At 34.0% G+C, this 26,424-nt stretch carries 27 protein-coding genes and 1 pseudogene; 22 read left to right on the forward strand and 6 right to left on the reverse strand.

Going from position 1 to position 26,424, the window contains the following annotated elements:
* Window positions 1-196: 196 nt before the first annotated feature.
* From MHH59_RS10140 to MHH59_RS10155, 4 genes are all read left to right on the forward strand, one after another.
* Window positions 197-694, forward strand: coding sequence for a GNAT family N-acetyltransferase (locus MHH59_RS10140; RefSeq protein ID WP_002127012.1), 498 nt, complete (start codon window positions 197-199; stop codon window positions 692-694).
* Window positions 695-705: 11 nt separating this feature from the next.
* Entirely contained in the window at window positions 706-1,446 is a 741-nt protein-coding gene (locus MHH59_RS10145; protein ID WP_002031537.1) for a M15 family metallopeptidase, read from the forward strand.
* A 23-nt stretch (window positions 1,447-1,469) separates the two neighbouring features.
* Window positions 1,470-1,916: an NUDIX hydrolase gene (locus MHH59_RS10150; protein ID WP_002127013.1), complete on the forward strand. Its 447-nt coding sequence runs from the start codon at window positions 1,470-1,472 to the stop codon at window positions 1,914-1,916.
* 187 nt (window positions 1,917-2,103) lie between these two features.
* Complete coding sequence (locus MHH59_RS10155) at window positions 2,104-3,579, forward strand: amidase family protein (RefSeq protein ID WP_340851177.1); 1,476 nt, start codon at window positions 2,104-2,106, stop codon at window positions 3,577-3,579.
* Between the two features lie 49 nt (window positions 3,580-3,628).
* Here MHH59_RS10155 and MHH59_RS10160 read toward each other — a convergent pair whose 3' ends face one another.
* Complete coding sequence (locus MHH59_RS10160) at window positions 3,629-4,846, reverse strand: MFS transporter (protein ID WP_002168568.1); 1,218 nt, start codon at window positions 4,844-4,846, stop codon at window positions 3,629-3,631.
* Window positions 4,847-5,120: 274 nt separating this feature from the next.
* On the opposite strand from MHH59_RS10160, the gene MHH59_RS10165 reads away from it, so the two are divergent.
* The 5 genes from MHH59_RS10165 (at window position 5,121) to MHH59_RS10185 (ending at window position 9,213) form a co-directional block, all read left to right on the forward strand.
* Window positions 5,121-5,549: an NfeD family protein gene (locus tag MHH59_RS10165; RefSeq protein ID WP_002012470.1), complete on the forward strand. Its 429-nt coding sequence runs from the start codon at window positions 5,121-5,123 to the stop codon at window positions 5,547-5,549.
* Window positions 5,550-5,551: 2 nt separating this feature from the next.
* The gene (locus MHH59_RS10170; protein ID WP_002012471.1) at window positions 5,552-6,523 is read left to right on the forward strand and encodes an SPFH domain-containing protein; all 972 of its coding nucleotides are present in this window, start codon (window positions 5,552-5,554) and stop codon (window positions 6,521-6,523) included.
* 15 nt (window positions 6,524-6,538) lie between these two features.
* On the forward strand, window positions 6,539-7,750 hold the full coding sequence (gene spoIIP, locus MHH59_RS10175) for a stage II sporulation protein P (protein WP_307840645.1): 1,212 nt from the start codon (window positions 6,539-6,541) through the stop codon (window positions 7,748-7,750).
* 89 nt (window positions 7,751-7,839) lie between these two features.
* The gene (locus MHH59_RS10180) at window positions 7,840-8,430 is read left to right on the forward strand and encodes a histidine phosphatase family protein (RefSeq protein ID WP_002127021.1); all 591 of its coding nucleotides are present in this window, start codon (window positions 7,840-7,842) and stop codon (window positions 8,428-8,430) included.
* Between the two features lie 6 nt (window positions 8,431-8,436).
* Entirely contained in the window at window positions 8,437-9,213 is a 777-nt protein-coding gene (locus MHH59_RS10185) for a Cof-type HAD-IIB family hydrolase (protein WP_002086022.1), read from the forward strand.
* Between the two features lie 7 nt (window positions 9,214-9,220).
* Here MHH59_RS10185 and MHH59_RS10190 read toward each other — a convergent pair whose 3' ends face one another.
* Window positions 9,221-9,682 carry a DinB family protein gene (locus tag MHH59_RS10190; RefSeq protein ID WP_088005118.1) on the reverse strand — a complete coding sequence of 154 codons (462 nt, stop codon included), beginning with the start codon at window positions 9,680-9,682 and terminating at the stop codon, window positions 9,221-9,223.
* A gap of 171 nt (window positions 9,683-9,853) precedes the next feature.
* On the opposite strand from MHH59_RS10190, the gene alr reads away from it, so the two are divergent.
* Window positions 9,854-11,029 carry an alanine racemase gene (alr, locus tag MHH59_RS10195; RefSeq protein ID WP_078178821.1) on the forward strand — a complete coding sequence of 392 codons (1,176 nt, stop codon included), beginning with the start codon at window positions 9,854-9,856 and terminating at the stop codon, window positions 11,027-11,029.
* 31 nt (window positions 11,030-11,060) lie between these two features.
* On the opposite strand, the pseudogene MHH59_RS30830 reads toward alr, so the two are convergent.
* The 3 genes and pseudogenes from MHH59_RS30830 to MHH59_RS10205 all read right to left on the reverse strand — a co-directional run.
* Window positions 11,061-11,195 (reverse strand): annotated as a pseudogene (locus tag MHH59_RS30830) (class I SAM-dependent methyltransferase); the annotation flags it as partial.
* Entirely contained in the window at window positions 11,188-12,054 is an 867-nt protein-coding gene (locus MHH59_RS10200; protein WP_002168563.1) for a GNAT family N-acetyltransferase, read from the reverse strand. The gene MHH59_RS10200 and the pseudogene MHH59_RS30830, both read right to left, overlap by 8 nt.
* 23 nt (window positions 12,055-12,077) lie before the next feature.
* Window positions 12,078-12,956 (reverse strand): phosphotransferase, encoded by an 879-nt coding sequence (locus MHH59_RS10205; RefSeq protein ID WP_328070531.1) that lies wholly within the window; start codon window positions 12,954-12,956, stop codon window positions 12,078-12,080.
* Window positions 12,957-13,338: 382 nt separating this feature from the next.
* On the opposite strand from MHH59_RS10205, the gene MHH59_RS10210 reads away from it, so the two are divergent.
* Together MHH59_RS10210 and MHH59_RS10215 are read left to right on the forward strand one after the other, a co-directional pair.
* Window positions 13,339-14,547: a macrolide family glycosyltransferase gene (locus tag MHH59_RS10210; RefSeq protein WP_088265739.1), complete on the forward strand. Its 1,209-nt coding sequence runs from the start codon at window positions 13,339-13,341 to the stop codon at window positions 14,545-14,547.
* Window positions 14,548-14,716: 169 nt separating this feature from the next.
* Window positions 14,717-15,574, forward strand: coding sequence for a YitT family protein (locus MHH59_RS10215; protein ID WP_002012482.1), 858 nt, complete (start codon window positions 14,717-14,719; stop codon window positions 15,572-15,574).
* Between the two features lie 44 nt (window positions 15,575-15,618).
* Here MHH59_RS10215 and pdxR read toward each other — a convergent pair whose 3' ends face one another.
* A complete protein-coding gene (gene pdxR, locus MHH59_RS10220) occupies window positions 15,619-17,019 on the reverse strand; it encodes a MocR-like pyridoxine biosynthesis transcription factor PdxR (protein WP_002127029.1) in 1,401 nt (466 codons plus the stop codon).
* A gap of 131 nt (window positions 17,020-17,150) precedes the next feature.
* On the opposite strand from pdxR, the gene MHH59_RS10225 reads away from it, so the two are divergent.
* From MHH59_RS10225 to essA, 10 genes are all read left to right on the forward strand, one after another.
* Window positions 17,151-17,573: a GNAT family N-acetyltransferase gene (locus tag MHH59_RS10225; protein ID WP_002127030.1), complete on the forward strand. Its 423-nt coding sequence runs from the start codon at window positions 17,151-17,153 to the stop codon at window positions 17,571-17,573.
* A 151-nt stretch (window positions 17,574-17,724) separates the two neighbouring features.
* Window positions 17,725-18,852, forward strand: a complete 1,128-nt coding sequence (locus tag MHH59_RS10230) for a metallophosphoesterase (RefSeq protein WP_340851178.1) — start codon at window positions 17,725-17,727, stop codon at window positions 18,850-18,852.
* Between the two features lie 231 nt (window positions 18,853-19,083).
* Complete coding sequence (locus MHH59_RS10235; RefSeq protein ID WP_002012489.1) at window positions 19,084-19,650, forward strand: GNAT family N-acetyltransferase; 567 nt, start codon at window positions 19,084-19,086, stop codon at window positions 19,648-19,650.
* A gap of 6 nt (window positions 19,651-19,656) precedes the next feature.
* Window positions 19,657-20,217, forward strand: coding sequence for a 2'-5' RNA ligase family protein (locus MHH59_RS10240; protein ID WP_002127032.1), 561 nt, complete (start codon window positions 19,657-19,659; stop codon window positions 20,215-20,217).
* On the forward strand, window positions 20,214-20,699 hold the full coding sequence (locus MHH59_RS10245; protein WP_002127033.1) for a GNAT family N-acetyltransferase: 486 nt from the start codon (window positions 20,214-20,216) through the stop codon (window positions 20,697-20,699). Before MHH59_RS10240 ends, MHH59_RS10245 begins: the two co-directional genes overlap by 4 nt.
* A gap of 12 nt (window positions 20,700-20,711) precedes the next feature.
* Window positions 20,712-21,101, forward strand: coding sequence for a cupin (locus MHH59_RS10250; protein ID WP_002012492.1), 390 nt, complete (start codon window positions 20,712-20,714; stop codon window positions 21,099-21,101).
* Window positions 21,082-21,510 carry a GNAT family N-acetyltransferase gene (locus tag MHH59_RS10255; RefSeq protein ID WP_002127034.1) on the forward strand — a complete coding sequence of 143 codons (429 nt, stop codon included), beginning with the start codon at window positions 21,082-21,084 and terminating at the stop codon, window positions 21,508-21,510. The genes MHH59_RS10250 and MHH59_RS10255 overlap by 20 nt, the downstream gene beginning before the upstream one ends.
* Window positions 21,511-21,818: 308 nt before the next feature.
* Entirely contained in the window at window positions 21,819-22,115 is a 297-nt protein-coding gene (locus MHH59_RS10260; RefSeq protein WP_000918598.1) for a WXG100 family type VII secretion target, read from the forward strand.
* Window positions 22,116-22,240: 125 nt separating this feature from the next.
* Window positions 22,241-25,948 carry a type VII secretion protein EsaA gene (gene esaA / locus MHH59_RS10265; protein WP_235713494.1) on the forward strand — a complete coding sequence of 1,236 codons (3,708 nt, stop codon included), beginning with the start codon at window positions 22,241-22,243 and terminating at the stop codon, window positions 25,946-25,948.
* Complete coding sequence (gene essA / locus MHH59_RS10270; protein WP_002135896.1) at window positions 25,920-26,423, forward strand: type VII secretion protein EssA; 504 nt, start codon at window positions 25,920-25,922, stop codon at window positions 26,421-26,423. The genes esaA and essA overlap by 29 nt, the downstream gene beginning before the upstream one ends.
* Window position 26,424 lies beyond the last annotated feature (1 nt).

Below are 26,424 nucleotides of genomic sequence, written 5' to 3' on the forward strand. Positions count from 1 at the left end.
TGTACAGCTTACGTTTTTTGTTTGTCATGAAATGAGGATGAAAAGATGTCACATTATAGACATAATTTGTAATTGCTATAGTAATATCGAAATTTGTCTATTTATAATAGGAGAATTAGAAAGGGATTTTCGCAAAAATATAGAAAATCTTTTCACAAGGAAAATTTTTAACTAACAGAATGGGTAGGGGATTAAGGTGATACGTGAGATTAGAGTAGAAGATGCAGCATCATTTTTACAATTAAGTAAGCAATTAGATGAAGAAACGAAATTTATGTTATACGAACCAGGAGAACGAAAAACTACAGTAGAGCAACAAGAAAAGATGGTCCACCGTTTTATAGAAAATGAATATGCGACAATATTTGTAGCAGTTGAAGAAGAGAGAATAGTAGGGTTTATTTTAGTTGATGGAAATAATATTCAAAGAAAGAGACATGTGGCAGGCATTGTAATTGGCATTTTGCAAGAGTATAGTGGCCGAGGTATTGGAACGAGTTTGTTTAAAGAAGTAGAGAAGTGGGCAAGATTACATGATGTATGGCGTTTAGAATTAACGGTAATGGCCCACAATACAAGAGCTCAGGCACTATATAGCAAAATTGGATTTGAACAAGAAGGTGTCAAAAAATCTGCTCTTATCATCGATGGAAAAGGTATCGATGAGTATGAAATGGCCAAATTATTAAAATAAGAGGTCGTTATATGAAAAAAAGATGGGCACTACTTGGTATCGTAGCAATGATACTGATCATTGGAGTAGCAGGAATAAATTATAAGATGTACAAGGAGCAAGAGGCGAAGGAAGTAAATGTAAACAATATATTTCCGAAAGCTAAAGAAACGATTGCTAATATGGATGGGGATATCGCAGTCATTAGTAATCCAAGTTCGATGCTTGTACTTGTGAATAAAAATAGGCGTTTACCAGATGGGTATAGACCGCCAGATTTAGTTGTTCCGAAAGTACGTTACTCTAGTGAAGGTGATCAAGAGAAGAAAAAGATGAGGAAAGAGGCAGCGGTGGCACTTGAGGAAATGTTTCAGCAAGCCAATAATGAGCGGATTTTCCTTTTTGCAGTCTCTGGATTTAGATCTTTTGATCGACAAAAAGCATTAAATACAATGTATAAAAGACAAGATGGAGAAGCAAAGACAGCAATGTCTAGTGCAGTCCCTGGTACGAGTGAACATCAAACAGGACTAGCTATGGATATTACATCTCAATCTGCTAAATTTCAGCTAGAAACTGTTTTTGGGGAGACGAAAGAAGGAAAGTGGCTTTCTGAAAATGCCCATAAGTTTGGTTTTGTTATTCGATATACGAAAGAGAAAGAAGGGATTACCGGTTATCGTTATGAACCGTGGCATGTACGTTATGTTGGGAATCCGCAAGCTACATATTTATATGAAAACCAACTAACGATTGAAGAAGTAACGCAGTAATGAATTGAGGGGAGAGGGCTAAGATGACGATGTTATATAAGAAAAAGGTACATGCATATATTACGAGAGAAAAAGAAGGGGTTATGCAACTACTCGTTTTTAAACATCGTGATATACGAGAGGCTGGTATCCAAGTGCCAGGCGGGACGGTAGATGAAGGCGAAACGTTAGAGGCAGCAATTTTACGTGAAGTACAAGAAGAGTCAGGACTACGCCATTTTTGTATCGAGCGCTTCCTTTCTGATTACATTATTTATATGAAAGAAAAAAAGGAATATCAAAAACGTCATTTTTTCCACATTTCATTATTAACAGATGTGAAAGATACGTGGGAACATATAGTAAGTGCTGGTGAGGAAGACAAAGGTTTAGTATTTTGTTATGAATGGGTTGATATTAACAAATGCCCTGAATTAGCAGGTAAACAAGGCGAGTTTTTACATTTGTTAGAAGAGGTATATGTAAAATAATAAAAAGAGTCTGAGGCGATATTGTATTCGTTTCAGACTCTTTTTATTTCTCTGGAAATTAAAGGTTTTTAAACTGGTGAGTTGAATTTCTTTAAAGGGATTGTAGCTGTTTATGCGAGGAGCGGAGAAAATGAAAAAGTAATAGATACATGTCATATATATAAGGGCTTATAAAAGGAGAATGAAAATGGAAATTCAGTTTAATACATTATTGCAAAAAGAATTAACAATTCATGATATTCAAAAGGAAATGGAAGCTGGGAAGTTAACTTCAAAAGAACTAGTCATGTATTATCTTCATAGAATCGCAAAGTATGACCAAGATGGACCGAAAATCAATTCTATTTTAGAAATTAATCCAGATGCTATCTTTATTGCAGAAGCGCTAGATCATGAAAGAAAGACAAAAGGTGTAAGAGGCCTATTACATGGTATCCCTGTTTTACTTAAGGATAATATTGAAACGAATGACTCAATGCATACAAGTGCAGGTACGATTGCCCTGGAACAAAATATAAGTAGTGAAGATGCATTTCTCGTTACAAAACTTCGAGAAGCAGGAGCAATTATAATAGGTAAAACAAATATGACAGAACTAGCAAATGCAATGTTTTTTGAAATGTGGGCTGGATATAGCGCTAGAGGCGGTCAAACGATTAATCCTTACGGTACAGGAAAGGATGATATGTTTGTTGGTGGATCGAGTACAGGATCTGCCGTTGCAGTTGCTGCTAACTTTACTGTATTATCCGTTGGAACAGAGACAGATGCTTCTATTTTAAGTCCAGCTGTTCAAAACTCGGTTGTAGGTATTAAGCCGACTGTTGGGTTAATTAGTCGTAGTGGAATTATTCCTTTCACTTATTCACAAGATACAGCTGGGCCATTTGCTAGAACGGTAACGGATGCTGCAATTCTATTAGGGAACTTAACGGGAGTGGATGAGATGGATGTAGCCACTCATAAAAGTGAAGGAATGGCATATCAAGATTATACACCTTATCTCGATGTAAATGGATTAAAGGGAGCAAAGATTGGCGTATTTAACAATGCTCCAAAAGACTATTACGAAAATGGTGAGTACGATGAAAAATTGTTTGAGGAAACGATCCAAGTATTACGTAGTGAGGGAGCGACAGTAGTAGAAGATATTGATATTCCGTCTTTTCATAGGGAATGGAGTTGGGGAGTTCCACTTTATGAGCTGAAGCACAGCTTGGATAACTATCTTTCTAAATTACCTTCTACTATTCCAGTACATTCTATTTCGGAGTTAATGGAGTTTAATAAAAACATAGCAGAAAGAGCTTTGAAATATGGACAAACTAAGTTAGAAAGAAGAAAAGATTTTCCTAATACGTTAAGAAATCCAGAATATTTAAACGCAAGATTAGAAGATATATTTTTTTCGCAAAAACAAGGTATTGATTTTGCGTTGGAAAAATATAACCTGGATGCGATACTGTTCCCTTCTTATATAGGATCTACTATATGTGCGAAAGCAGGTTATCCGTCTATAGCAATGCCTGCGGGATATATGGATAATGGGAGGCCTTTTGGAATTACTCTTGCAAGTGCTGCTTTTAGTGAAGGGGCATTAATTAAACTAGCATATGCTTTTGAACAAGCGACAAAACATAGGAAGATTCCCAACTTGTCATGAATAGAATAAACAAAAAGGACAGGAATTCCTGTCCTTTTTGTTTTAATGATTAAAGTGAAATATCTTTCTGCTCCGTCTTCTGATATTTTAATAAGTTAAAGGATAAACAAGCAGAACATAAAATAAGAAAAGCGGCGATAATATAAATAGTACGAACGCCGAACATATCAGTAATAATTCCAACGCTAAGCATAGAAAGACCAGAAGCTGTCGAGAGAAGTGCACCATGAGCTGTATACATCTTCGATAATAAAGAAGGAGTGACGCTTGATTGTAAAACCGTCGTTTGAGAAATATCTCTAATTTGATAACATGGCCCCATTAGAACACAAAGAAATAGAGCAATAAATCCGCTACTTGTCATACCATATAAAAATGTAAGAATACTAAACATAAGAGAGCCTATCGCCATGGAGCGTATTAAATTTTTTTGAATATATGTACTCATTTTCCACGCTAATATCCCACCAATTAATGTGCCGACGTAATAACTTGTGTTAATATATCCCCACCAATCTTCGCCTTTATGAAGAACAGTCGTTACATATGCCATCGTAATAGCACCGATCCATATCGTCCCTGCGAAAGTTTCAATTAAGTCCATAATTGTAACGATGCGCAGAGACGGGTGTTGAAATAACAGTTTCCATCCTTCTAATAATGCAGTAGTTTTCGAAGAAGTGGGTTCTGCTACTCGTTCAGCTTGTATAGATTGTAATGAAAGGTGTAATGTAATACATCCGAAAATCATCAATATGTTATTAATCATGAGTGTCGAAGTAACGCCAATGAGAAGAACAATTATGCTTGTAAATGAGTATGCAGCGGCTTGTATAATTTGTGTTGAAAAGGAAAAGACACTATTTACTTTTACTAATTTTTCTTGTGGTGTTAAGCGCGGGATAACGGCGTATAGTAGAGGAGCGCTCCAGCCACTACATAATGAAATGAAAATAACAAAAGTTAAAAGAGCAGAAATGTTTGTTGATAGTATAGGAAATAATATCATTAACAATATTAAAAGAGCTGTTTTAATCCATTGTAGAGTATATAGCAATGAATAAGATGGAAACCGATTCATTATAAGTGGTGCAGAGGTGTTCGCGATAAGATTTGTGATAACCTGTAATAATGGAAAAAGAGCAGTAATTGTAGCTGATCTAGTTGTGATATAGATGTGAGTTGTAATAATCATTATGTATACAATGTCAGCGAGAGTAATGCATATTTTGGAGCCCAAATAGTAAGTTAGTGAACGTTTAGGCAATAAGAATACCACCTTTCAAATCAATACTGCTTTTAATTTTAATTATTATAATCTGTAAGTTATATTTTTGAAAGAATTAAATTTTTTGTCATTTTTTGAAAGGGATTTTCGTGTATAATGAAGAATATATTAATATAGCATTTTATTAATGCTTGTTGTAACAGCGAATACATATAATAGCTTGTAGCAAACGCCCCCTCTATGAGAAAGGGCGGATAAACCATTCTTTTCTTCATATACATATAGAAAATGAGAAAGAAAGTGAGGGTTGCATATGGCTGGATGGGTGATTTGGTTTATAATAGCGGGTATTTTATTTATTGCAGAAATGTTGTCGATTACGTTTTACATGCTTTGGCTTGGAATTGGAGCTGTTGTCGGAGGTCTTATTGCTTTGTTTGCTCCTGATGCACTATTTTTACAAGTTGTTGTTGGGGCGATTGTAAGTTTAACATTGACTTTCTTTACGAAAAGAATTTCTAAAAACTTTCGAGAAGCAAAAGGTTTTACTGATACAGTAGATAAACTTGTTGGTAAAAAGGGAATTGTTATGCAAACGATTACAAGCGAAGTGAACGGTATTGTGAAAGTGGATGGAGATACTTGGACAGCTATTTCGGATACTCCTATTGATGCTGGAGAAAAAGTCGTTGTTATACAGAGGCATAGTACTATTTTACAAGTGAAAAAGGAGAGTGAATAAATATGGCAGTAGCATTAACGTTAACGATTATTTTCGCATTGATTGTCGTTGTATTTATTGCATTGACAATTAAAATTATTTCTCAGCAAAAAGTTGGGGTCGTTGAAAGGTTTGGTAAATTTCAACGGATTATGCACCCAGGATTAAATATTCTAATCCCAATTGTAGACCGCGTTCGTGTATATCACGATTTACGTATTCAACAAACGAATGTACCACCACAAAAGGTAATAACGAAAGATAATGTACAAGTAGAAATTGATACAATTATTTTCTATCAAATTGTTGAACCAGAGCTTGCGACATATGGTATTTCAAACTATGAATATGGTGTTCGTAATATTACATCTGCAACAATGCGTCAAATTATTGGTAAAATGGAGCTTGATGAAACATTATCAGGTCGTGAAAAAATTTCAACAGAAATTCGTTTAGCACTTGATGAAGCGACAGAAAAATGGGGCGTTCGTATTGAACGTGTCGAAATAGTCGATATTAATCCACCAAAAGATGTGCAAGTATCAATGGAAAAACAAATGAAAGCAGAACGTAATAAACGTGCGATCATTTTAGAAGCTGAAGCAGCGAAACAAGATAAAGTCCTTCGTGCTGAAGGGGAAAAACAAAGTAAAATTTTAATGGCTGAAGGGGATAAAGAAGCACGTATTCGTGAAGCGGAAGGTATACGAGAAGCGAAAGAATTAGAAGCGCAAGGGGAAGCAAGAGCGATTGAGGAAATTGCAAAAGCAGAACAAAATCGAATTGAGTTACTTCGTGCAGCAGATTTAGATGAGCGCGTACTTGCTTATAAATCATTTGAATCATTGATTGAGGTTGCAAAAGGACCAGCGAATAAAGTCTTTATTCCGTCTAATGCAATTGAAACACTTGGTACTCTTGGGGCAATTGGGGAAATCTTTAAAGAGAAACAAACGAAGAAATTACCTTCGTCAGATACAGAAAAAGAACAATAAGAGTGAGGAAGAGAAATGGGCTGCCATTTCTCTTTTTTTTTTGCGTATATTACGAAAGGCTTGTACATATCCATGTATAAAGAAGGTGATACAGTGAAGAAGTATGCAACCCGTATACATGGGAAGAAACTAATCTCATTACTCTTTCTATATGCACTAGTCACAATTATTATTGCGTCGATTTTGACGTCGCTTTTACATACAATGAAATCGAATTACGCGAATCAATGGTTTGGAAAAGTATCGATGCAAGGTTTTGTTCAAATGCTAGAAAGTGAGAATCGCTATTACGGATTTGATTATTTTAAGCAGAATAAAAGGGAGTCATTTGGAAATTTAATGTTCTCGATTGCGACGGATTTGAAAATTAAAGATTTAAGAACGTTTGTCGGTAAAGAAGTGCCTGGTATGTCAAAGTATTACTCTAACATTATCGTAGCTGGGGAAGGGACAAACTTTACGAATATCCCAAATGAATCTAGTGTACCGATTGAAGAAGTAACGAAAGAGCGAGAAGTAGCAAAAGATAAAGTTACAGAAGCTGAAAAGAATAATCCGGTTCAGAAAAAGAACGGAGCGAAAAAAGGTGAAAGTGCAGTATATATTTATCATACACATAGCTGGGAATCTTTCTTTCCGTTATTACCAGGGGCTACCGATCCATCAAGTCCAGATGTAAATGTGTCCTTACTAGGGAAACGGATGAAAGAACAACTTGAAGGACAAGGAATTCCGGTAGTTCATGATAAAACGAATATGGGGGATTTATTAGCGAGTAAAAAATGGAAATGGCCGCAATCATATAAAGCGTCTCATGAATATGTAAAAGAAACATTAGCACAAAATAATAAAATTGCGTTTCCGATTGATATACACCGTGATGATCAGCGGAAGAAGGTAACAACAAAAGTAATTAACGGGAAATCGTATGCAAGATTATATTTTATAATTGGGATGGAAAATGAAGGGCGTGCTGAAAATGAAAAAATTGCAAGAGCAATCAATAGTTATTTAGATGAAAACTATTACGGATTAAGCAGAGGAATCTTTCCAAAGTATAAAAAAGATGGAAATGGCGTTTATAATCAAGATTTATCTAAAAATGCGATGTTAATTGAAGTTGGTGGTGTTGATAATACATTAGATGAATTATATAACACAATTGATGTGTTGACGGAAGCGTTTAGTAAATATTATTGGAACAATGCGGAGAAAGTGAATGGGTGAGGAACGGGAAACCGTTCCTTTTTGTTAGGAAAGGTAAGAATGTGATATAATGGAATCTTGTGAATATTAAATGAGGAAGTAGGGGGAATATGCAAATAATATTAATACGCCACGGTGAATCAGAAGCTGATATTTTAAATGTACATGAAGGGCGAGCTGACTTTGAATTAACAGAAAAGGGAAGACAGCAAGTGCAAAGACTTGTACAGAAAGTGAAAGCAGATTTCCCGCCAGATTTCATTTGGGCAAGCACATTAAAACGTGCCCGCGAAACTGGTGAAACATTAGCAGGAGGAATTGGGTGCCCAATTCAACTAGAAGAAGAATTAATGGAGTTTAATAATGGGGTACAAGCAGGGTTATCATTTGAAGAAGCGAAAAAATATCCAGAGCCAAAATTTCTTCATGATCGTTTTGAAAACGGGGAATCATTTATTGAATTTAGAATGAGAATAGAAGGAATTTTTTCTAAAATCGTGACAGAGAATACATATGACCGAATTGCAATTGTTGCACACGGTGGTGTAATAAATAGTATTTTACGAGCGTTTTTCCAAATGCCAATTAGCATGGACTATTATTTTAAAATGGGAGATACGGGAATTAGTTTGATTGAACTTACGGATAAACAGAAAACTATTCATTTTATAAATGATACAAATCATTTAGAGGGAATGTAAGAGGATATGTACAAAGTTGTATTTTTCGATGTGGATGGTACTCTTTTAAGTGAGATTGATAGAAGTATGCATGAAAGCACAAAAGAAGCGATACAAAGGTTAATAGATAAAGAAATTCACGTAGTTGTTACAACCGGGAGACCATATAGTTTATGCTCACAATTTAAAGAGCTGGGCATAAATACGTTTATTTCTGCAAATGGTGCACATATAAAATGTGCTGATGAAGTTATACATAAATCGGTACTTTCAAGTGGAATTGTTCATGATATTTCAAATTTTGCTGAATTACATGGTCACAGTGTTTCTTATTTTACAGAGGAATTTGTAATGAATGGTATTGCCTCAAAAGACGAACGTGTAATACGAGCATTAAATGAAACGTTAAATTTAGAGCGGTATCCTGACAAAGTTAGAAACTTATCAGAAGAGATTTATTGTGTATGTCTGTATGCTGATGAAACAGAAGCTCAAAAATTCTTTGAAAGATATCCAGCACTTACGTTTGAACGTTTTCATGGTTACGTTATGAATGTGTTGGAAGATAGTAAAGTATCGAAGCTAACTGCAATTCAAAAGGTATTGGAACATCTGAAAATTTGTAAATCAGAAGCAATTGCTTTTGGTGACGGTGGAAATGATGTTGAGATGTTACAGTATGTAGGACTAGGAATTGCGATGGGGAATGGTGGAGAAGAGTTAAAAACAAGAGCAGATTTCGTTACAAAGAAGGCGAGTGAAGGTGGTATTTTATTTGCCTTAAAAAAGTTTAATGTCGTCTAACATACCTTTATTGAAATAAAGGTATGTTAGGATCTTTAACGTGCTCACATAATAAAATATGAATTTGCCCGCGATGATGATAAAAATGTGCAACGATTTCAAGCAACCATTCGAATCGAGAGTAAGAAATACCCCAATAAGCAGTCATAATTTCCGCTAATTCTTCATTGGAATAGGATAAAAAAGTTTTAGAAAGTAAATCGTACCCTTGTATCATCGTTTGCGCTATTTGAGTAATTGTTTCTGGTGTTTGTTCTATATAAAAGGTATGTAAGTCTTTTTCCGTAATACCATTTAATATGAGTAAATCAGCATGGAAAATAAGGGAAAGATGTGTGCACATTTCAAATAATGACCGCTTTGATTCAATCGGCTTTATTTTCAAATCACTTTCAGTATATTGGTTCAGTATTTGAATGGAAGTATCGATAGCAATTTTAACTTGATTCAATGCAGATGGAACAAACATTGTAATTATTCTCACCTCCGTATATAATAGTTTCTTAAGGGTATTATATCATACTCAAAATTCCGAAAATTCTAGTAGTTTGACTAGCATAGTGAAAAGTATTATATTGTAAAAGGTCATATGAAACGTGAAATAGAATGGAATGTAATTATTGAGTTAGGAGTTAGACCAATGAGCTTGAAATATGGAAGAGATACAATTGTTGAAGTTGACTTAAATGCGGTAAAACATAATGTAAAAGAATTTAAAAAACGTGTGAATGATGAAAATATTGCAATGATGGCTGCTGTAAAAGCGAATGGGTATGGTCATGGGGCAGTTGAAGTTGCGAAATCGGCTATTGAAGCAGGAATAAACCAACTTGCAGTTGCATTTGTAGATGAAGCAATTGAATTAAGAGAAGCTGGAATCACTGTGCCTATTTTAATTTTAGGATATACACCAGTAGCAGCTGTAGAAGATGTAATTCAATATGACGTTATGATGACTGTTTATAGAGTAGAAGATTTACAAGGTATAGATGAAGTTGCAAACCATCTTCAAAAGAAAGTGCGAATTCATGTGAAAATTGATACAGGAATGAGCCGTATTGGTTTACAGGAAGAAGAAGTTAAACCGTTTTTTGAAGAGTTAAAACGTATGCGATATGTAGAAGTAGTAGGGATGTTTACACATTACTCTACCGCCGATGAAATAGATAAAACTTATACAAATATGCAAACAAGATTGTTTGAGAAAGCTGTAAATACAGCGGAAGAATTAGGAATTCATTTTCCATATATTCATAGTTCAAACAGTGCAGGATCAATGGAACTTAGTAACACATTTCAAAATATGGTTCGTGTCGGTATTGGAATTTACGGTATGTATCCTTCAAGAGAAGTGGATCATACAGTTGCTTCCTTACAGCCAGCGTTGTCTTTAAAATCAAAAGTAGCTCATGTTAAACATGCGAAGAAAAATCGTGGTGTTAGCTATGGGAATACTTATGTAACAACGGGCGAAGAATGGATTGCAACTGTACCGATTGGTTATGCTGATGGTTATAATCGTCAGCTATCTAATAAAGGGCATGCACTAATAAACGGAGTACGAGTACCTGTAATTGGCCGTGTTTGTATGGATCAGCTTATGCTAGATGTTACAAATGCAATGCCAGTACAAGTAGGAGACGAAGTTGTATTCTACGGCAAACAAGGTGAAGAAGAGATTGCGGTGGAAGAAATAGCAGATATGTTAGGTACAATTAATTATGAAGTTACATGCATGTTGGATAGAAGAATTCCACGTGTTTATAAAAAAAATGATGAAACGACTGCGGTTGTAAATATACTAAGAAAAAAATAAGAAAAAACTGAATCGATATGATTCAGTTTTTTTATTTTTGACAAATGAAAAATGTTCTATTTATACCGTGTAGTTGTATATTGTTACATCCTACAGATTTTAAAGAGGTAATAATTTCGTCTCTAAAATAACATGATTCCTCGGTAGAAAAGTCACTCCTATTCCAACAATCTATAATAATCATACTTTGTCATAATTTCAAAACCACATTGTGTATATAGTTTTAAAGCATTGTTATTTTTCGTTTCGACGTCTAGTTCAATTGTTGAAACTCCTTCTGTAATAAGTGTATGTACCATATAACTAAGAATATCTTTACCATATCCTTTACCTTGATAAGAAGGATGAACTGCAAATCCTGATAGTGTAGTAGATTGCTCTTGCTCAGTAACTGTAATCGTTCCTATCACTTTTTCATCGATAAGAGCACTGTAAACTTGATGGGAAGATGAATTCATCATCTTTTGTAACCATGTGGATGTATTTGCTGCTGAATCTCCAAAAGCTTCACTAGCGATTTCTATAAGATCAGGAAGTAATTCAGAAGATGCAACAGTAAGATTAATATTATTTTTCATTGTTTTTTGTGCTTCGTTTGTTTTGAACTCCATACCGTATTCACTGTATAAATAAGGAAAGTTCATTTGTTTTGCAAATGATTTCCCTGAAATAGAGTCACCATTAATTATAAGAAGGGCTTCATCTGCCTCTCTTTTTTGTATTTCTTTCATTGCGGTTTGTAAAAGAGTAGTGCCTATATGTTGTTTCCTATAGTTCGGATGAACAAACCCTATTAACTCCAGTTTTGTTGGTCTCTCAAAGTCATACATACTTAATGCACCGATTAATTGAGTATCATCATAAAATAGAAAATCATTTACCACTTCTATATTACGGGCAGTTAAAAAGTTTATATGTAAATCTGACGAGTAATCAATTTGATCGTGTTGTCCGCAAATATGAGATAAATCTTTCATTTGCTGAATTTCGTTTGCTGTTAAAGATTTCTTTTGTTCAATATTCATTTCATAATCCCTCTCATTCGTATTTAAAAATAGGATGGATGACGCAACCACTTGTCTAACTCCACACTGCCCTGAATAGATAATAACCGGTACAAATATCGATAGGGATGTCTACATTCTTCAAGACGAGGAATGGGCATAAGGGTTTCGTAACCTTGTTTAAAAGCATGAGCCTCTTTTTCTGTAAGTACATATTCTAATCCAATAAAATCAAACTCTCGTGGAGCAATTGCATAAGCTTCTGTATCTACTAAACCAGTAATAGATTGATCATCTGATAAAAACTGGGTAGGATCCATATCAATTAAAACGAGTGTAGATTCCTTCGGTGACGGCAAGGAAGATAGCTGTGACTCAAAAGTATGAAATGCGTTTTGGATGCTCGCGTTATCGGAATAGAACCTATTTACAAGATCTTTACTGACTTTTAATATGTGAGATTTAAATTCTTCTAGTGGAATGTGGAAAGTATTTGATGGGTTTCCTATAAACTCTGCTTGAAACGAATGAATTTCTGCTAGTCCTTTTCCAAGGCTGAATAAAATAGAATCAGGTTGTCCGAAAAATGATTGCAGCGTATTTCCGGTTAGTTTTTCGACGATTACATACTCTCGCTCATTTAAAACATGTTTTTGCAAAATAGTCGGGATGGGCAAGGTAGTATGCTTTTTCAATAATGCGTGTATTGTTTCTAAATGATGTACATGCCTTGGATCAATTCCAAAAAGGTTTTTACATCCCCACCAAAAATCATTGTTGGGCTCTTCAGTCATTTTTGAGGAACGAACAATAACTTCTTCAGTTTCTGTTTTAACAAGAAACACGTCGCTTGCATGGTCTTCATAGCCCGGATGTAGTGCTTGAACAGATATAATAGGTGAAATGAATAGTTGTTGTAGCATGAAAGGACTCCTTATTCTGTAAATTCTATAAATTCATTATATAACAGAATACGTACCAAGTGGATAATGATGGGGACAACATAGAACTTAAATAAATTTATGGTGAGAAATCAGTGTGAAAATTATATTTTTCTAGTTTTGTATGAATTATCAAAATAATGTTTCTGATGATAAATCTGAAAAATGCCTGAATGTAAATCCCGTATTTTTCAATAAATGAAAGGTTAAGTCTACTTTTATAAGAGTTATAATGTAGGTTATGAAAAATATTTCTCAATAATAAAATGAAGAGAAAAATATGAAGAAGTAGAATAGATTACTTAATAGTTTTAAATTAATTAATATGATTAACTATTGATTATATTAGATAGGAGAGAATATTATGGCAAATGTACTCGTAATAAATTTCCCTGGAGAAGGTCATATAAATCCGACTTTAGCTATTGTAAGTGAGTTAATTCGGCGAGGGGAAACAGTTGTTTCGTATTGTATTGAAGATTATAGAAAGAAGATTGAAGCAACAGGTGCAGAATTCCGAGTGTTTGAGAATTTCCTCTCTCAAATTAATATTATGGAACGAGTAAATGAAGGTGGGAGTCCTTTGACGATGCTATCTCATATGATTGAAGCATCAGAGCGTATTGTTACTCAAATTGTAGAAGAAACAAAAGGGGAAAAGTACGATTACTTGATATACGATAATCATTTTCCAGTAGGACGTATTATAGCGAATGTTTTAAAATTACCTAGCGTTTCTTCTTGTACAACGTTTGCTTTTAATCAGTACATTACTTTTAATGATGAACAAGAATCGAGACAAGTAGATGAAACTAATCCATTATATCAATCTTGTTTAGCGGGAATGGAAAAATGGAATAGGCAGTATGGAATGAAATGTATTAATATGTATGATATTATGAATCATCCTGGTGATATTACTATTGTATATACTTCAAAGGAATATCAGCCGCGTTCAGATGTATTCGATGAATCGTATAAGTTTGTCGGTCCATCAATTGCTACTCGAAAAGAAGTAGATAGCTTTCCTATGGAAGATTTAAAAGATAAACAATTGATTTTCATTTCTATGGGAACAGTTTTTAATGAACAACCTGAGTTATATGAAAAATGTTTTGAAGCGTTTAAAGATGTAGAAGCGACAGTCGTATTAGTTGTTGGTAAGAAGATAAATATAAGTCAATTTGAAAACATTCCGAATAACTTTAAGTTGTATAATTATGTGCCGCAATTAGAAGTATTACAGTACGCTGATGTATTCGTGACACACGGTGGTATGAATAGTTCGAGTGAAGCACTATATTACGGTGTCCCGTTAGTTGTAATTCCGGTAACAGGAGATCAGCCTTTAGTTGCGAAACGAGTGAGTGAAGTAGGAGCTGGAATAAGGCTTAATCGTAAAGAATTAACTTCTGAATTGTTACGTGAGACTGTAAAGAAAGTAATGTATGATGTAACGTTTAAGGAAAATAGTCGTAAAGTTGGAGAGTCACTTCGAAATGCTGGTGGGTGTAATAGAGCAGTTGATGAAATATTTAAAATGAAAGTGAATTCATACTTAAAACTTAAATAAATGTTTGGAGCACACTTACTGAAATACGTAAGTGTGTTTTTATAAATAAATTACATAAAAAATCACTATAAAGGTGAAACTTTTGTGTATATAAACTGATATCTTTGAATTAGTAGTAAAATTACGTTAAAATAATACTAAGAAAATATATATGTTTTGGGGGTAATGAATGAAAAGAGTATTTGAATACGTATTATTAACAATTGGATCGATTATTGTAGCGGGTTCATTAGAGCTTATTTTAGCACCTAATGGATTAGTAGATGGCGGGGTAACGGCCATTGCTATTATGGCAAATAAAGTTGCTGGATTACCGCTTTATGGAGTATTTTTAGGACTTAATATCCCAATTTTACTATTTACTGCAAAAGTAATGGGTAAGAAGTTCTTTATCCGTACGTCTTATGCAAATGTTGTTACAACACTTGGATTGATTTATTTAAAGCCATTTCCAGCAATTACAACTTCGGAATTATTAATTGTACTTTACGGAGGAGTTCTATTTGGAGTTGGTGTTGGGATCGTTGTAAAAATGGGCGGGGCAATTGATGGATCAGAAATGTTAGCTGTTTGGATGAACAAACACTTTAAAGTACCAATTAGCACATTTTTACTTGCTGTTAATGCAGTTATTTTCATTTTTGTTGCCATTTTATTTTCAATCGAACAAGCGATGTTCTCATTAGCTATTTTCTATATTGTTACGAAAATGATTGATTTCATATTAGATGGTATTAATCAAGGAAAGAGCGTTATGATTATTTCTGGGAAAAATAAAGAAATAGGCGATTTGCTTATGAAAGAATTGCAATTATCCGTTACGTATCTACATGGAGAAGGTGGTTTTTTAGGAGAGCACAAGAAAATCATTTATTGTATTACAAACCGTTTCATTTATCCAAAAATGAAAGATCTCGTTCTCTCTGTAGATCCAACCGCTATAATTGAAGCTTCCTATTCAACAGAAACAACTGGTGTTAAGCGTCCAGGAAGGACTGCTCGATCAGGAGACGTATCAGAAAAATAGTGTGTAAAATAACTCCACATAAGTATAACTTATGTGGAGTTATTTTACTTAGGGAACCAGGCTTCCTTTAGTAATTTGACTACAATTTCGATACTATCTTCGGGAATGCTGCCGAAACCGAGTAGTACATATGACGCCTCGCTTAAATTATGTACAGAATCATATGTAGAGAGTGGGTATAATTTGATTTGTTGGTTTGCAGCAGTATGAATCAGTTCTTGTTCGTTCATACCATTATGAACATGAAGTACGATATGCAGTCCAGACTGTTCGCCAAGCATTTGAACACGAGATCCCATTTTATTTTTGATAGATTTAACTAGTAATGTGTGCTTTCTTTTATATAACGTACGACTACGGTTCAAATGGCGCTCCCAATCACCATTGTGAATAAAGGTTGCAAAAGCGAGTTGCTGTATTGTGGAAACAGTTTGTTTAAACATACCTTCAAGCTCTGTATAGATTTTTAATAGATGAGTTGGTAACACGATATACCCCATTCGCAAAGAAGGTAAGAAGGATTTCGAGAAAGTTCCCATATAAATAACGCGTTCATTTGAATCTAGTCCTTGTAAAGAGGGAATAGGTTTTCCTACATAACGAAATTCTCCGTCATAATCATCTTCAATAATATATCCTCCGCAATCATTGGCCCATCTTAATAATTCGAGCCTTCTAGATAATGGCATAATCATTCCAAGAGGAAATTGGTGTGATGGAGTGACGTATGCTACATTGGAACGTGATTCACGTAAAGCTGAAATACGAATCCCTTTATCGTCTAATGAAATAGGGTGAACAGGGAGACCAGAACTTTGAATCATGGCAGTTATACGGTGAAATCCAGGGTTTTCGATTCCGTATTCTTTTTTTGAACCAAGCAGTTGAAGTAGTAGCCAAAGAAGAGGCTGCGTACCGGCTCCGATAATAATTTGATCAGGTGAAGAATGTACCCCGCGGGCATGGTATAAATATTTTGAAATATGCGCTCGTAGAACGAACTCACCTTGAGGATCTTCTCTAGCAAATAATTCATTCTCATACTGGAATAAAGTTTCTTGTAACGCTCTTTTCCAGTTTGTAATTGGAAAAGCTTTTTGATCAATCAGTCCTTGGCTACAATCATAGTCATATTGTTCTTTTTTTATATTGTTAGCGCTGTTTGACACAACTTGTTGTTTATTTTGAATGACATCAATATCAACTTCTGCAACAAAAATCCCACGTTTCGGTTTACTTTCTACATAACCTTCAGCTAGTAATTGTTGATAAGCAGATTCAACAGTAATACGGCTAACATTAAGTTGTACCGCTAAATTTCTGTGAGAAGGAAGGCGTGTACCGGCAGGCAGTGATCCCTGAGAGATTTCTCGTTTCATATATTCGTAAATTTGTAAATAAATTGGTGTTTTACTTTCTAATTGCAATGGGATAGTAAGATCCATTTTATGAATTCTCCTTTAAAAACTGGCCATATAAAAAATAATCGAACTGTCACTTAAGTTAGGGGCAGTTACTTTTTATAATAATGATATAACATTTAGAAAATTTTATAAATAGTAAGGAGAGAATCATAATGAATATTAGAGAAGTAGTAACAGAAGCTGATTTACATGATGTATTCCCCGTATTACAGCAATTACGAACAAAAATTTCAAGAGAAGAAGCAAGTTCTTTATTTCAAAAAATGAAAAAAGAAAATTATAAACTACTCTCGTTACAGAATGAAGATGACGAAGTTGTTAGTCTAGCTGGTGTAGCGATTTGTACGAATTTTTATAATGAGAAACATGTTTTCGTATATGATCTTGTAACTGCAGAAGCTCACAGATCAAAAGGATATGGCAAGGTTCTGCTGTCATATGTAGAAAAATGGGGGGAAGAAAAAGGGTGCAGTTCTATCGTTCTTACATCAGCGTTTCCAAGAGTTGATGCACATCGTTTTTATGAAAGAGAAGGCTATGATAAGGTAAGCTATTCTTTTTATAAAGAATTATAATATTAAGGGGGTTCTATGTGTGAGAACATATGGAACCCCCTTTTAATTTAGAATTGAAGAATGAGGAGGGTTAATTACTTATTTTGTCGAATAGTCTCTTTATAATTGAGACGATAATATTGAATTAAAAGAAGGTTAGGGGAGTTTATACTTGGAAAAAATTCAGAAACTATTAATCCCAAAAGGTGTAAGAGTTATCGTAATATCTGATATTCATGGCGAATTAAATCTTTTAAAGGAATTATTACATAAAGTTAATTTTAAAGATGATGATTATTTAATTATAAATGGCGACCTTTGTGAGAAGGGGAACGATAGCATTGGCGTCGTAAACTATGTGATGGATTTAGTAGTTAGCAAGCCAAATGTTTATGTAATTGAAGGGAATTGTGAAGCTGTAGTTGAAGCGTTTGTAAATGAAAACCCTGCACTAATAAATTATTTATGTACGAGAAAGAATACAATTTTTAATGAATGGCTAGCGAAATTGAACGTTACCGTTAATGAAGAAAGTGATATTTGTGAAGTGAAAAACATATTGATGGGCCGTTTTTCAAAAGAAATAAAGTGGCTAACAGAATTGCCAACTGCTATTGAAACTGATGATTATATCTTTGTACATGCTGGCCTTGAAGATAGAGAGAATTGGAGACAAACAGACAGGAAAAATGCAATTGCAATGCCAGAGTTTTTTAATAAATCACATAGAGCAGATAAGTACGTAATTGTTGGACATTGGCCTGTTGTGAACTATTCCGAAGAGGCGCCGTCTAACAATCCAGTTATTGATAAGGAGAAAAAAATTATTGCGATTGATGGTGGTAATGCGATTAAAGAAGCAGGGCAATTAAACGCATTTATTATTCAGAGGACAACTTCAGGTGATACGTTTTCTTATACATATGTAGATCATTTTCCGCAGTATGAAGTATTGGCCGATTTTAATGCGAATTCAGTAATGCAGGGTGGGGTTACATATCCACATTATTACATAGAACCTGTGGAGAGAATGAAAGGTTTTACCGTATGTAAACAACTAGTAACAAATGAATTACTTCATGTGAAAAACGAGTATATAAAGCAACTTGAATCAGGTGAGTATACAGTGAAAACGGATATTTCTTGTGCGCAAATCAGTATTAGAAAAGGGGATACAGTTTCTTTAATTGATGGTAGCTGCATGGGATATGATTTAATTAAAAAAGATGGTGTAGAAGGCTGGATAGAGAAAGGAATTCTACTTGAGGTAGAAAAGAAGGGAAATGCAATATTTAGCTAAAATGGGAGGGATATAACCTCCTGTTTTTTATTAACTATGCTACGAGCTCGTACTTCATCCAATTTTTTCCGAAGTTCAGTTTCTAAATTAAACTCGAAAAAATTGGCTAATTTATATAAATAATTCGTATCATATAACAAAATTATATAAAATAGAGTGGAGTTTTGTTTTGATTTTTCTGAAAAAATATTATAATTGTATATGAAATAAAGAGGAATGTAGGAGGAAATTATGCAAAACGTTATATTAAAGGGGAACAAAGTTACAATTCGTACAATAGAAGAATCAGATATCAAAACATTATGGAGCTTCATATATAAAGAAGAAAATCCAGAGTGGAAAAAATGGGATGCACCATACTTTCCAATAACAATGCAAGAATATACGCGATATAAAGAAAACTCACAAAAACGTTTAATAGAAGAGCCGCTATCGAATTTAATTGTCGAAAATGACGGTCAAATTATAGGGACAGTCGGATTTTATTGGGAGCATAAACCGACGCGTTGGTTAGAAATGGGAATCGTAATTTATGACCCAGCATACTGGAATGGTGGATATGGTACAGAAGCATTAACATTATATAGGGACTTACTATTTGAAAATATGGAGATTGGTAGAGTAGGGCTTACAACTTGGTCTGGCAATGAAAGAATGATGAAAGTAGCAGAGAAAATAGGAATGAGCTTAGAAGGAAGAATGCGAAAATGCCGATATTATAACGGGACATACTATGATTCTATTCGAATGGGAATGATTCGTGAAGAATGGGAAGTGCTATGTGTAACGAAGGGGTGAGGAAGCATGTACGCTATCATTGCTACATTTGATTGTGTGTTCACTAATAAAATTAGAGAATTGCAAAATGAATTAACAAATATAATTGGAACAAATCCACTAGCCGGAGTAGAACCACATATTACATTGGCTGATTATAATGAGTTAGATGTTAATTTATATACTGAGAAGTTAGAGGAGTTTGTAGTTTTTCAAGAGAACATTGCTGCTGTAACTTTTCCTTCTGTTGGAACTTTTCCTACTAATAGAACGATCTTTCTAGCACCAACCATTACTGATGAGTTATTAAGACTTCATCATTCTTATCATGATTATTTCAAAGTTTTTCATGATAATCTACAGTCATATTACGTACCAGGAAAATGGGTTCCGCATTGCACGATTGCTAATGGGTTGAATTCAAATCAATTTTTAAGTGTAATGGAATATATATATGAAAAGTTTGATGTTACACTAGCTTCGATTGAGAAGTTAAAATTAATTAAGGTAAATTATGAAGATGGTTTTGCCATTTCTTCTAGTATTTTAGCAGAGTGTAATTTAAAGAGAATGGAGACATCGAGATGACATATGTAATTAGAGAAATGAAGCAAGAAGATATTCATGCTGTACAAAACGTAGCGAAAATAGCTTGGCATGATACTTACGAAGGAATTATTCCGGGAGAGATTCAAGACAACTTTTTAAATGAAGCGTATTCCGATGAAAAAATGAAATATCGCCTTGAAAATACACATTTATTTGTTGCGGAAGAAGAGGGAGAAGTAATTGGCTTTGCAAATTTTTCACCAATTAGACTGCAAAACGAAGCAGAATTAGGTGCGATTTATTTGTTGCCAGATCAGCAAGGGAAAGGGATAGGGACAGCTTTGTTACAAAAAGGGATCACGACGTTAAAAGGGATTCGAAAAATGTACATTCATGTAGAAGCGGAAAATGAAAAAGGAAAACGATTTTATGAAGCAAAAGGTTTTGCGGCTTTAGAGCAATTTGAAGAAGATTTCGAAGGGCATATGCTGCAAACAGTGAGAATGGTTTTATACATATAAGGAGGATCAGAAATGAAAATTTTTGATTTCAGTGAAAAAGTGGGAGAGCATATATCAGCATTTCAATCTAACTTTATAATGTCAAAAATATTAAAACATCAAGGAAATATACATATCGGTTCTATGCATCTACAACCGAATGGAGTTATTGGATATCATGAAGCAGTTGTATCTCAACTGCTTCTAGTTGTACAAGGAGAAGGATTTGTTTGCGGATCAGATAAAGAAAAAGTGAAGATAGGAGCTGGACAAGCTGCGTTTTGGGCGAAGGGAGAGTTACATGAAACGAGTACGGAAAAAGGATTGATGGCAATTGTAATTGAGTCAGACGGTCTTGAAAATGGTATTTCAATGATGATTAGAGGGCAGGAGGGAGAAAGGAATGATTACAAAAGCAGATGAGGAAGAAACGAAACAAATATTACATTATGCAGCTCAATCACTTTTCGAAGGAACGAGAGGGAATTGTCAACTAAGTACGGAAAAAGCGATTGAAATTACAAAACCTTTAGTAGAAAAAGGGGCATATTATATAGTTACAAAGGAAGAAAATAAAGTAGTGGGATGGATACTAATAGGAGAAAATGTGGACTATTTCTCTCGTGAAAAACTCGGTTTTATTTATGAATTGTATGTTTTTTCAGAGTATCGCGGGAGAGGATTATCACGAAAACTAATGAAAGCTGGGATCAAGGAACTACAAGAAAAGTATTCAGAAATTCGCTTGAATGTATTTACAGGGAACTTTGCAAAAGAAATGTACGAAGATTTTGGCTTCGTTGAAAGACAAGTAATCATGACGTTGAAGTGAGAAAACGATTTTAAGTGGGCGAAGAAACAAGAAAAAGAAAATGAGTATGTAATTTGTAAAGTGTATATTCTGAATTTCGGGTAAAAAAAGTTTTCTTTTTATTATTAAATAGAGGTAGAAACGCTTAGCAGTCCTTTTAAAAAAACAATAAATTTATATTATATAATATAATGTTATTATGTTAAAAGAGAAATTTTGGAAAAATATCATTTTTTTGTTTAGAAATTTTTAAATTATTGATATAATCAATTTGTAGAATTGATTTTGGGTTAATTTTACTATTTTAAAATTTTAAGGGGGATTTAATAATGGCAGGACAAATTCGTATGTCACCAGAGGAGCTTAAATCAAAAGCGACTCGATATGGACAAGGTGCAAATCAAATTGAGGACATTTTACGTCAGTTACAAAACTTACAAAATGAATTAAGAGGAGAATGGGAAGGTCGTGCTTTCGAAGGTTTTGATCAACAGTTCAATCAATTAAAACCAAAAGTACAAAACTTCGCAGAGCTATTACAAGAAATTAATATGCAGCTTAATAAAACTGCAGAGGCTGTTGCTAGACACGACGAAGATCTTTCTCGTAATTTCGGTCTACAATAAAAACGGGCAAAAGAAATATATAATTTAGCCATGCAACTTTTGTTGTATGGCTAAATTGCTTTAAAACTAGAGTAAGATAAGGAGTCCTTAACTTAATAGACTCGCAGCCGCAGGAGTGATAAGTAGTGAAAAAGTTTAAGTGGAGCATCTTGTTGTTTATTATTTTAGCTCTTGTGCTATCAACAGGAGTCTCCTATTTAGCATTAAATCAAAATGTTAAGAAAGCTAATGAGAATAGCACGCCAAAAATGACAGTTGCATTAGTAAATGAAGATCAAGGAACTGTATTTGAAGGGAATAAAATAGCGTTTGGAGATCAATTTGTTAAAAATGTAAATAAAAATACGAAACAAGAATGGTACGTAGTTAGTCGCGGAGTAGCAGAAAATGGTTTGAAAAATAATAATTACAATATGATGATTGTAATACCTAATGATTTTTCTAGGAAAGCTGTTGCGATTGATTCAGAACTACCAGAGAAATTAACGTTAAACTACAAAGTAAATGCAACTGGGAATAAAGATTTGAAAGCTGAGGCTGAAAATACGGCGTCTACAATTTTAGAGGATTTCAATAAGCAAATCATCGACGTTTATTTTGCAAGTATTATCGGTAAGTTGCAAGGTGCACAAGATAATATAGGCAAAATAATTGAAAAAGGAAACGTTCAAACAACTATGTACAAAAAAGATGTACATAGTCCTTTGGCAAATTATACAAATCAATTTAAAACAGTGCAAGATTATACTGGGGTTTCTGTTACTAGTTTCAAAGGATTTCAGGATGTTTTAAAAGGTTTCGGTTTAGCGTTAGATGAAGGGAATAAATCTAACAATACGTATTTAGATGGTTTTAATAACTTTCAAAAAATGCAAACTGATAATAATCTGTTAGCGAATAATTTCACGAATCAATTTAATCAATACATGAGTGATATGAATACAGGCGATGTTTTAAAGCAGTTAAGCGCATTAGAATCTGCTAATAAAGTTATTACAAATCAATTTACGCTTTCAGAGAAAGAACCAAATATTTTAGCTGATGCTTCAGCAATTCAAAAATATTTAACAGATGTAAAAAAACAAGTGTCAGAATATGATACAGAACTTGCAGGAAAGTTAGAAAGTGATATTCAAGGGACGATAATTAAAAAGTTAAAGCAATCTATGTCGAACGATGGAAAGCAAGAGATCTTTATAAATACATTAATGAAACAACCAGATGTTCGAATAAAGAAACAAATCGAAAGTTTAATTGCAAAATTACCTAGTTTAAACATGGAAGAAATCGTTCAAAGTGAATTGCCAGATGCAACGAAATTACAACTGCAAAATGTAATCCAATTTACAAATAAATATAATAAAGAAAATAATTTTTATTATGACCCTGTAAATAAAATATCTTTAGGAAATGCCATTAAAGAAGTAAAGGATAGACTTTATAAAGAGGGAATTACATTTAGTGATACGGCGAACGTAATTAAAATGGAATCTTCACAAACCTTGAAGATAAATATTCCAGAAGAATTTGAACTATATGGAAATACAGGGGCTTTACATATTGATGATGTGGATCGTACAAGTGACTTTCTTCAAAGCGAAGCAGGAGAAATTACAATACCTCCTCGTAATGAAGGGGATATAAAGATTAATCTGCATGTGAAGTTAAAAAATACAAACATCAATATAGATGTTTTCTCTCCTGTAATGTGGGACTGGAAATTGAGTGGGAATCATAAAAAAGAAACTAGTTCTGAAAAAGAAGAACCTAATAAAGAAGATAAAGGAACACAAACTGAAAACAGCAAGGTGGAAAATGTGGTTCATAAATCACAGTATGGCATAATGCCGTTAGTACACAATGCTAAAAAACCTATTATCAAAAAAATGGAAAATACAACAGGGAATAACGGAGGAAGCCAAGAAGGTGGATCTGGAATAGGTAACGGAGGAAACCAAGAAGGTGGAACTGGGACAGGTAACGGAGGAAACCCAAACCCTGGAACAGGTAATGGAGGAAACCCAAACCCTGGAACAGGTAATGGAGGAAACCCAAACCCTGGAACAGGTAATGGAGGAAACCCAGACCCTGGAACAGGTAATGGAGGAAACCCAGACCCTGGAACAGGTAATGGAGGAAACCCAAACCCCGGAACAGGTAATGAAGGAAATCCAGATCCTGGAACAGGTAATGGAGGAAATCCAGATCCGGGAACAGGTAATGAAGGAAATCCAGACCCTGGAACAGGTAATGGAGGAAATCCAGATCCTGGAACAGGTAATGGAGGAAACCCAGACCCTGGAACAGGTAACGGAGGAAACCAAAATCAAGGTGGTAACTCAACGACTATTGAAAGTACGACGAATCAAGTTGTACATCAAAAATCAGAAGAATTAACAAAAAATATATCTAGTGTATTAATAAAAGAAGCAGTAGATACAGTTGAAAGTTATCAAGGTTTAATTAGTCTGTACGAAATGTATTATGGGATTGATTTAAGAACGAAAGATGTAGGTCCTAAGCTAGAAGAGGGAAGTTTAGATGCAATTGCAACTGAACAATCTTTGTACTACGTATTAAATAAACAAAGCTTAATTGATTTAATTTCAAATCTTGTTTCATCAAGTATTACGACAGAAGTAAAGCAAGATATGACAGGTTTAAAACAAAAAATAGACTCTTATCAACAATTCATTACTAGTGCGGATCAAAATTCAATGCTACTAGCGGAGAAATTAAATGTAACGACGCAGCAAGCAACTAGTATGAATGAAAATTTAGGAGAGTATTTAAAAGGTTTAGCGAAATGGCGTGAGAGTAGCTTAAAGCTAGTTGAAGAACAGCAAGTGCTAACAACAAATAATACTGGTGAGCAAACAGCTGTTTTATCGTTAGATTCTGGTATTAAATCATTAATGATGCAAAGTCAGTCATTGGTCGAGAGTTCGAAGCATAGTTTAACAACATCAGACGATGTATATAAAACATTTGATCAAATTAATGGACAAGCAAAAGAAATTCAAGAAAGCGGAACGACAATTGTTTCAAAGGCTGATTCATTATTAAATGACTTTACAAAGAAAATGGACGATGATAAATCATTCTCCAAAAACTTTACTAAAATTTTGGCTAATAGCCGAATTGGTGATCGCCAAAATGAAATGTTATATCAATTTTTATCTAGTCCAGTTCAGAAACAAAATGATGGAGTCATTGTAGCTGGTAATGCTTTTACACCATATTTAATTGTATTAACTTGTTTTATTGTTGCGTTATTTACAGCATACGCAATTGCGAATCAAGAAAAGAAACGAACGCAATCAGATCATTTTGAAGAGAAGTTCTCATTAATTGATATGAATGTACCAACTACAGTAGTGGCATTCGGTATATCAATTGTGGAAGGAATTAGTATAGGTATCATTTCTGGACGTCTTTTACAGTTCGGTCAAGATCAAAGTTTATTATGGATTGCGTTTATCACAATCATTATGATGGCGTTTGTATTGGTCTCAACATACTTATTACGACAAATAAAAATGGTAGGGATGTTTATCTTATTAGTATTTTTAAGTATGTATCTATTTTTAACTGAAGCAGTTGGAAGTAAAGTAGACCAAATGTCTTCTGTAGGTAAATTGCGTCAATTTTCACCGCTTCAATATATAGAAGGTTTTCTAAATGATTTTATTAGCGGTAAAGATACAGGAAAAGTTATTTTTATCGTATTGTTTGTAATTGCCATTATAGGATTAGTTAGTAATCTATTTGTATGGCACAAGAAATGGGAGGAAAAAGAAGTAAATGATCAAACAATGGAGCATAGTGGTTAAGTTATCATTTATTTGTTTCCTTTTACTGTTTGTCGCGCTACCGATTAGGAGCGCGGCGGACAGTTATCTTGGTGATGATGGAAAGATTCAGTTTAAAGTAGACCGCTTTGAAGATAAAGACCAAGAAAAAAATAAAAAGGAACATAAGGAAACAGAATTAGATAAAGCATCAATTGAGTTATTTAATAAAGATATAGAAGAAGAAATTCAAAAAAAGAAAAAGAAAGAACAAAAAGAGATGGAATCCTTAAGAGATTCTCTTTTTATAAAACAAAAAGAGAATAATCGTGTTAAAGATACGAAAAATAGTTTGTTTAGCAGTGAATACGTTGTAAGAAAAAGCGCTGATGAAGTAGCAAGTAATCAAACAATGAATGAAAAGCCAATCAGTACAACAATAATCATATTGTTAGGCGGCAGTGTTTTACTTATTTGCATCGGTATTTATACGGTTCTTCGGAAAAGTTGGAGGTAAA

The sequence above is a fragment of the Bacillus sp. FSL E2-0195 genome, assembly GCF_038003645.1.
GTDB classification, from domain to species: Bacteria; Bacillota; Bacilli; order Bacillales; family Bacillaceae_G; genus Bacillus_A; species Bacillus_A mycoides.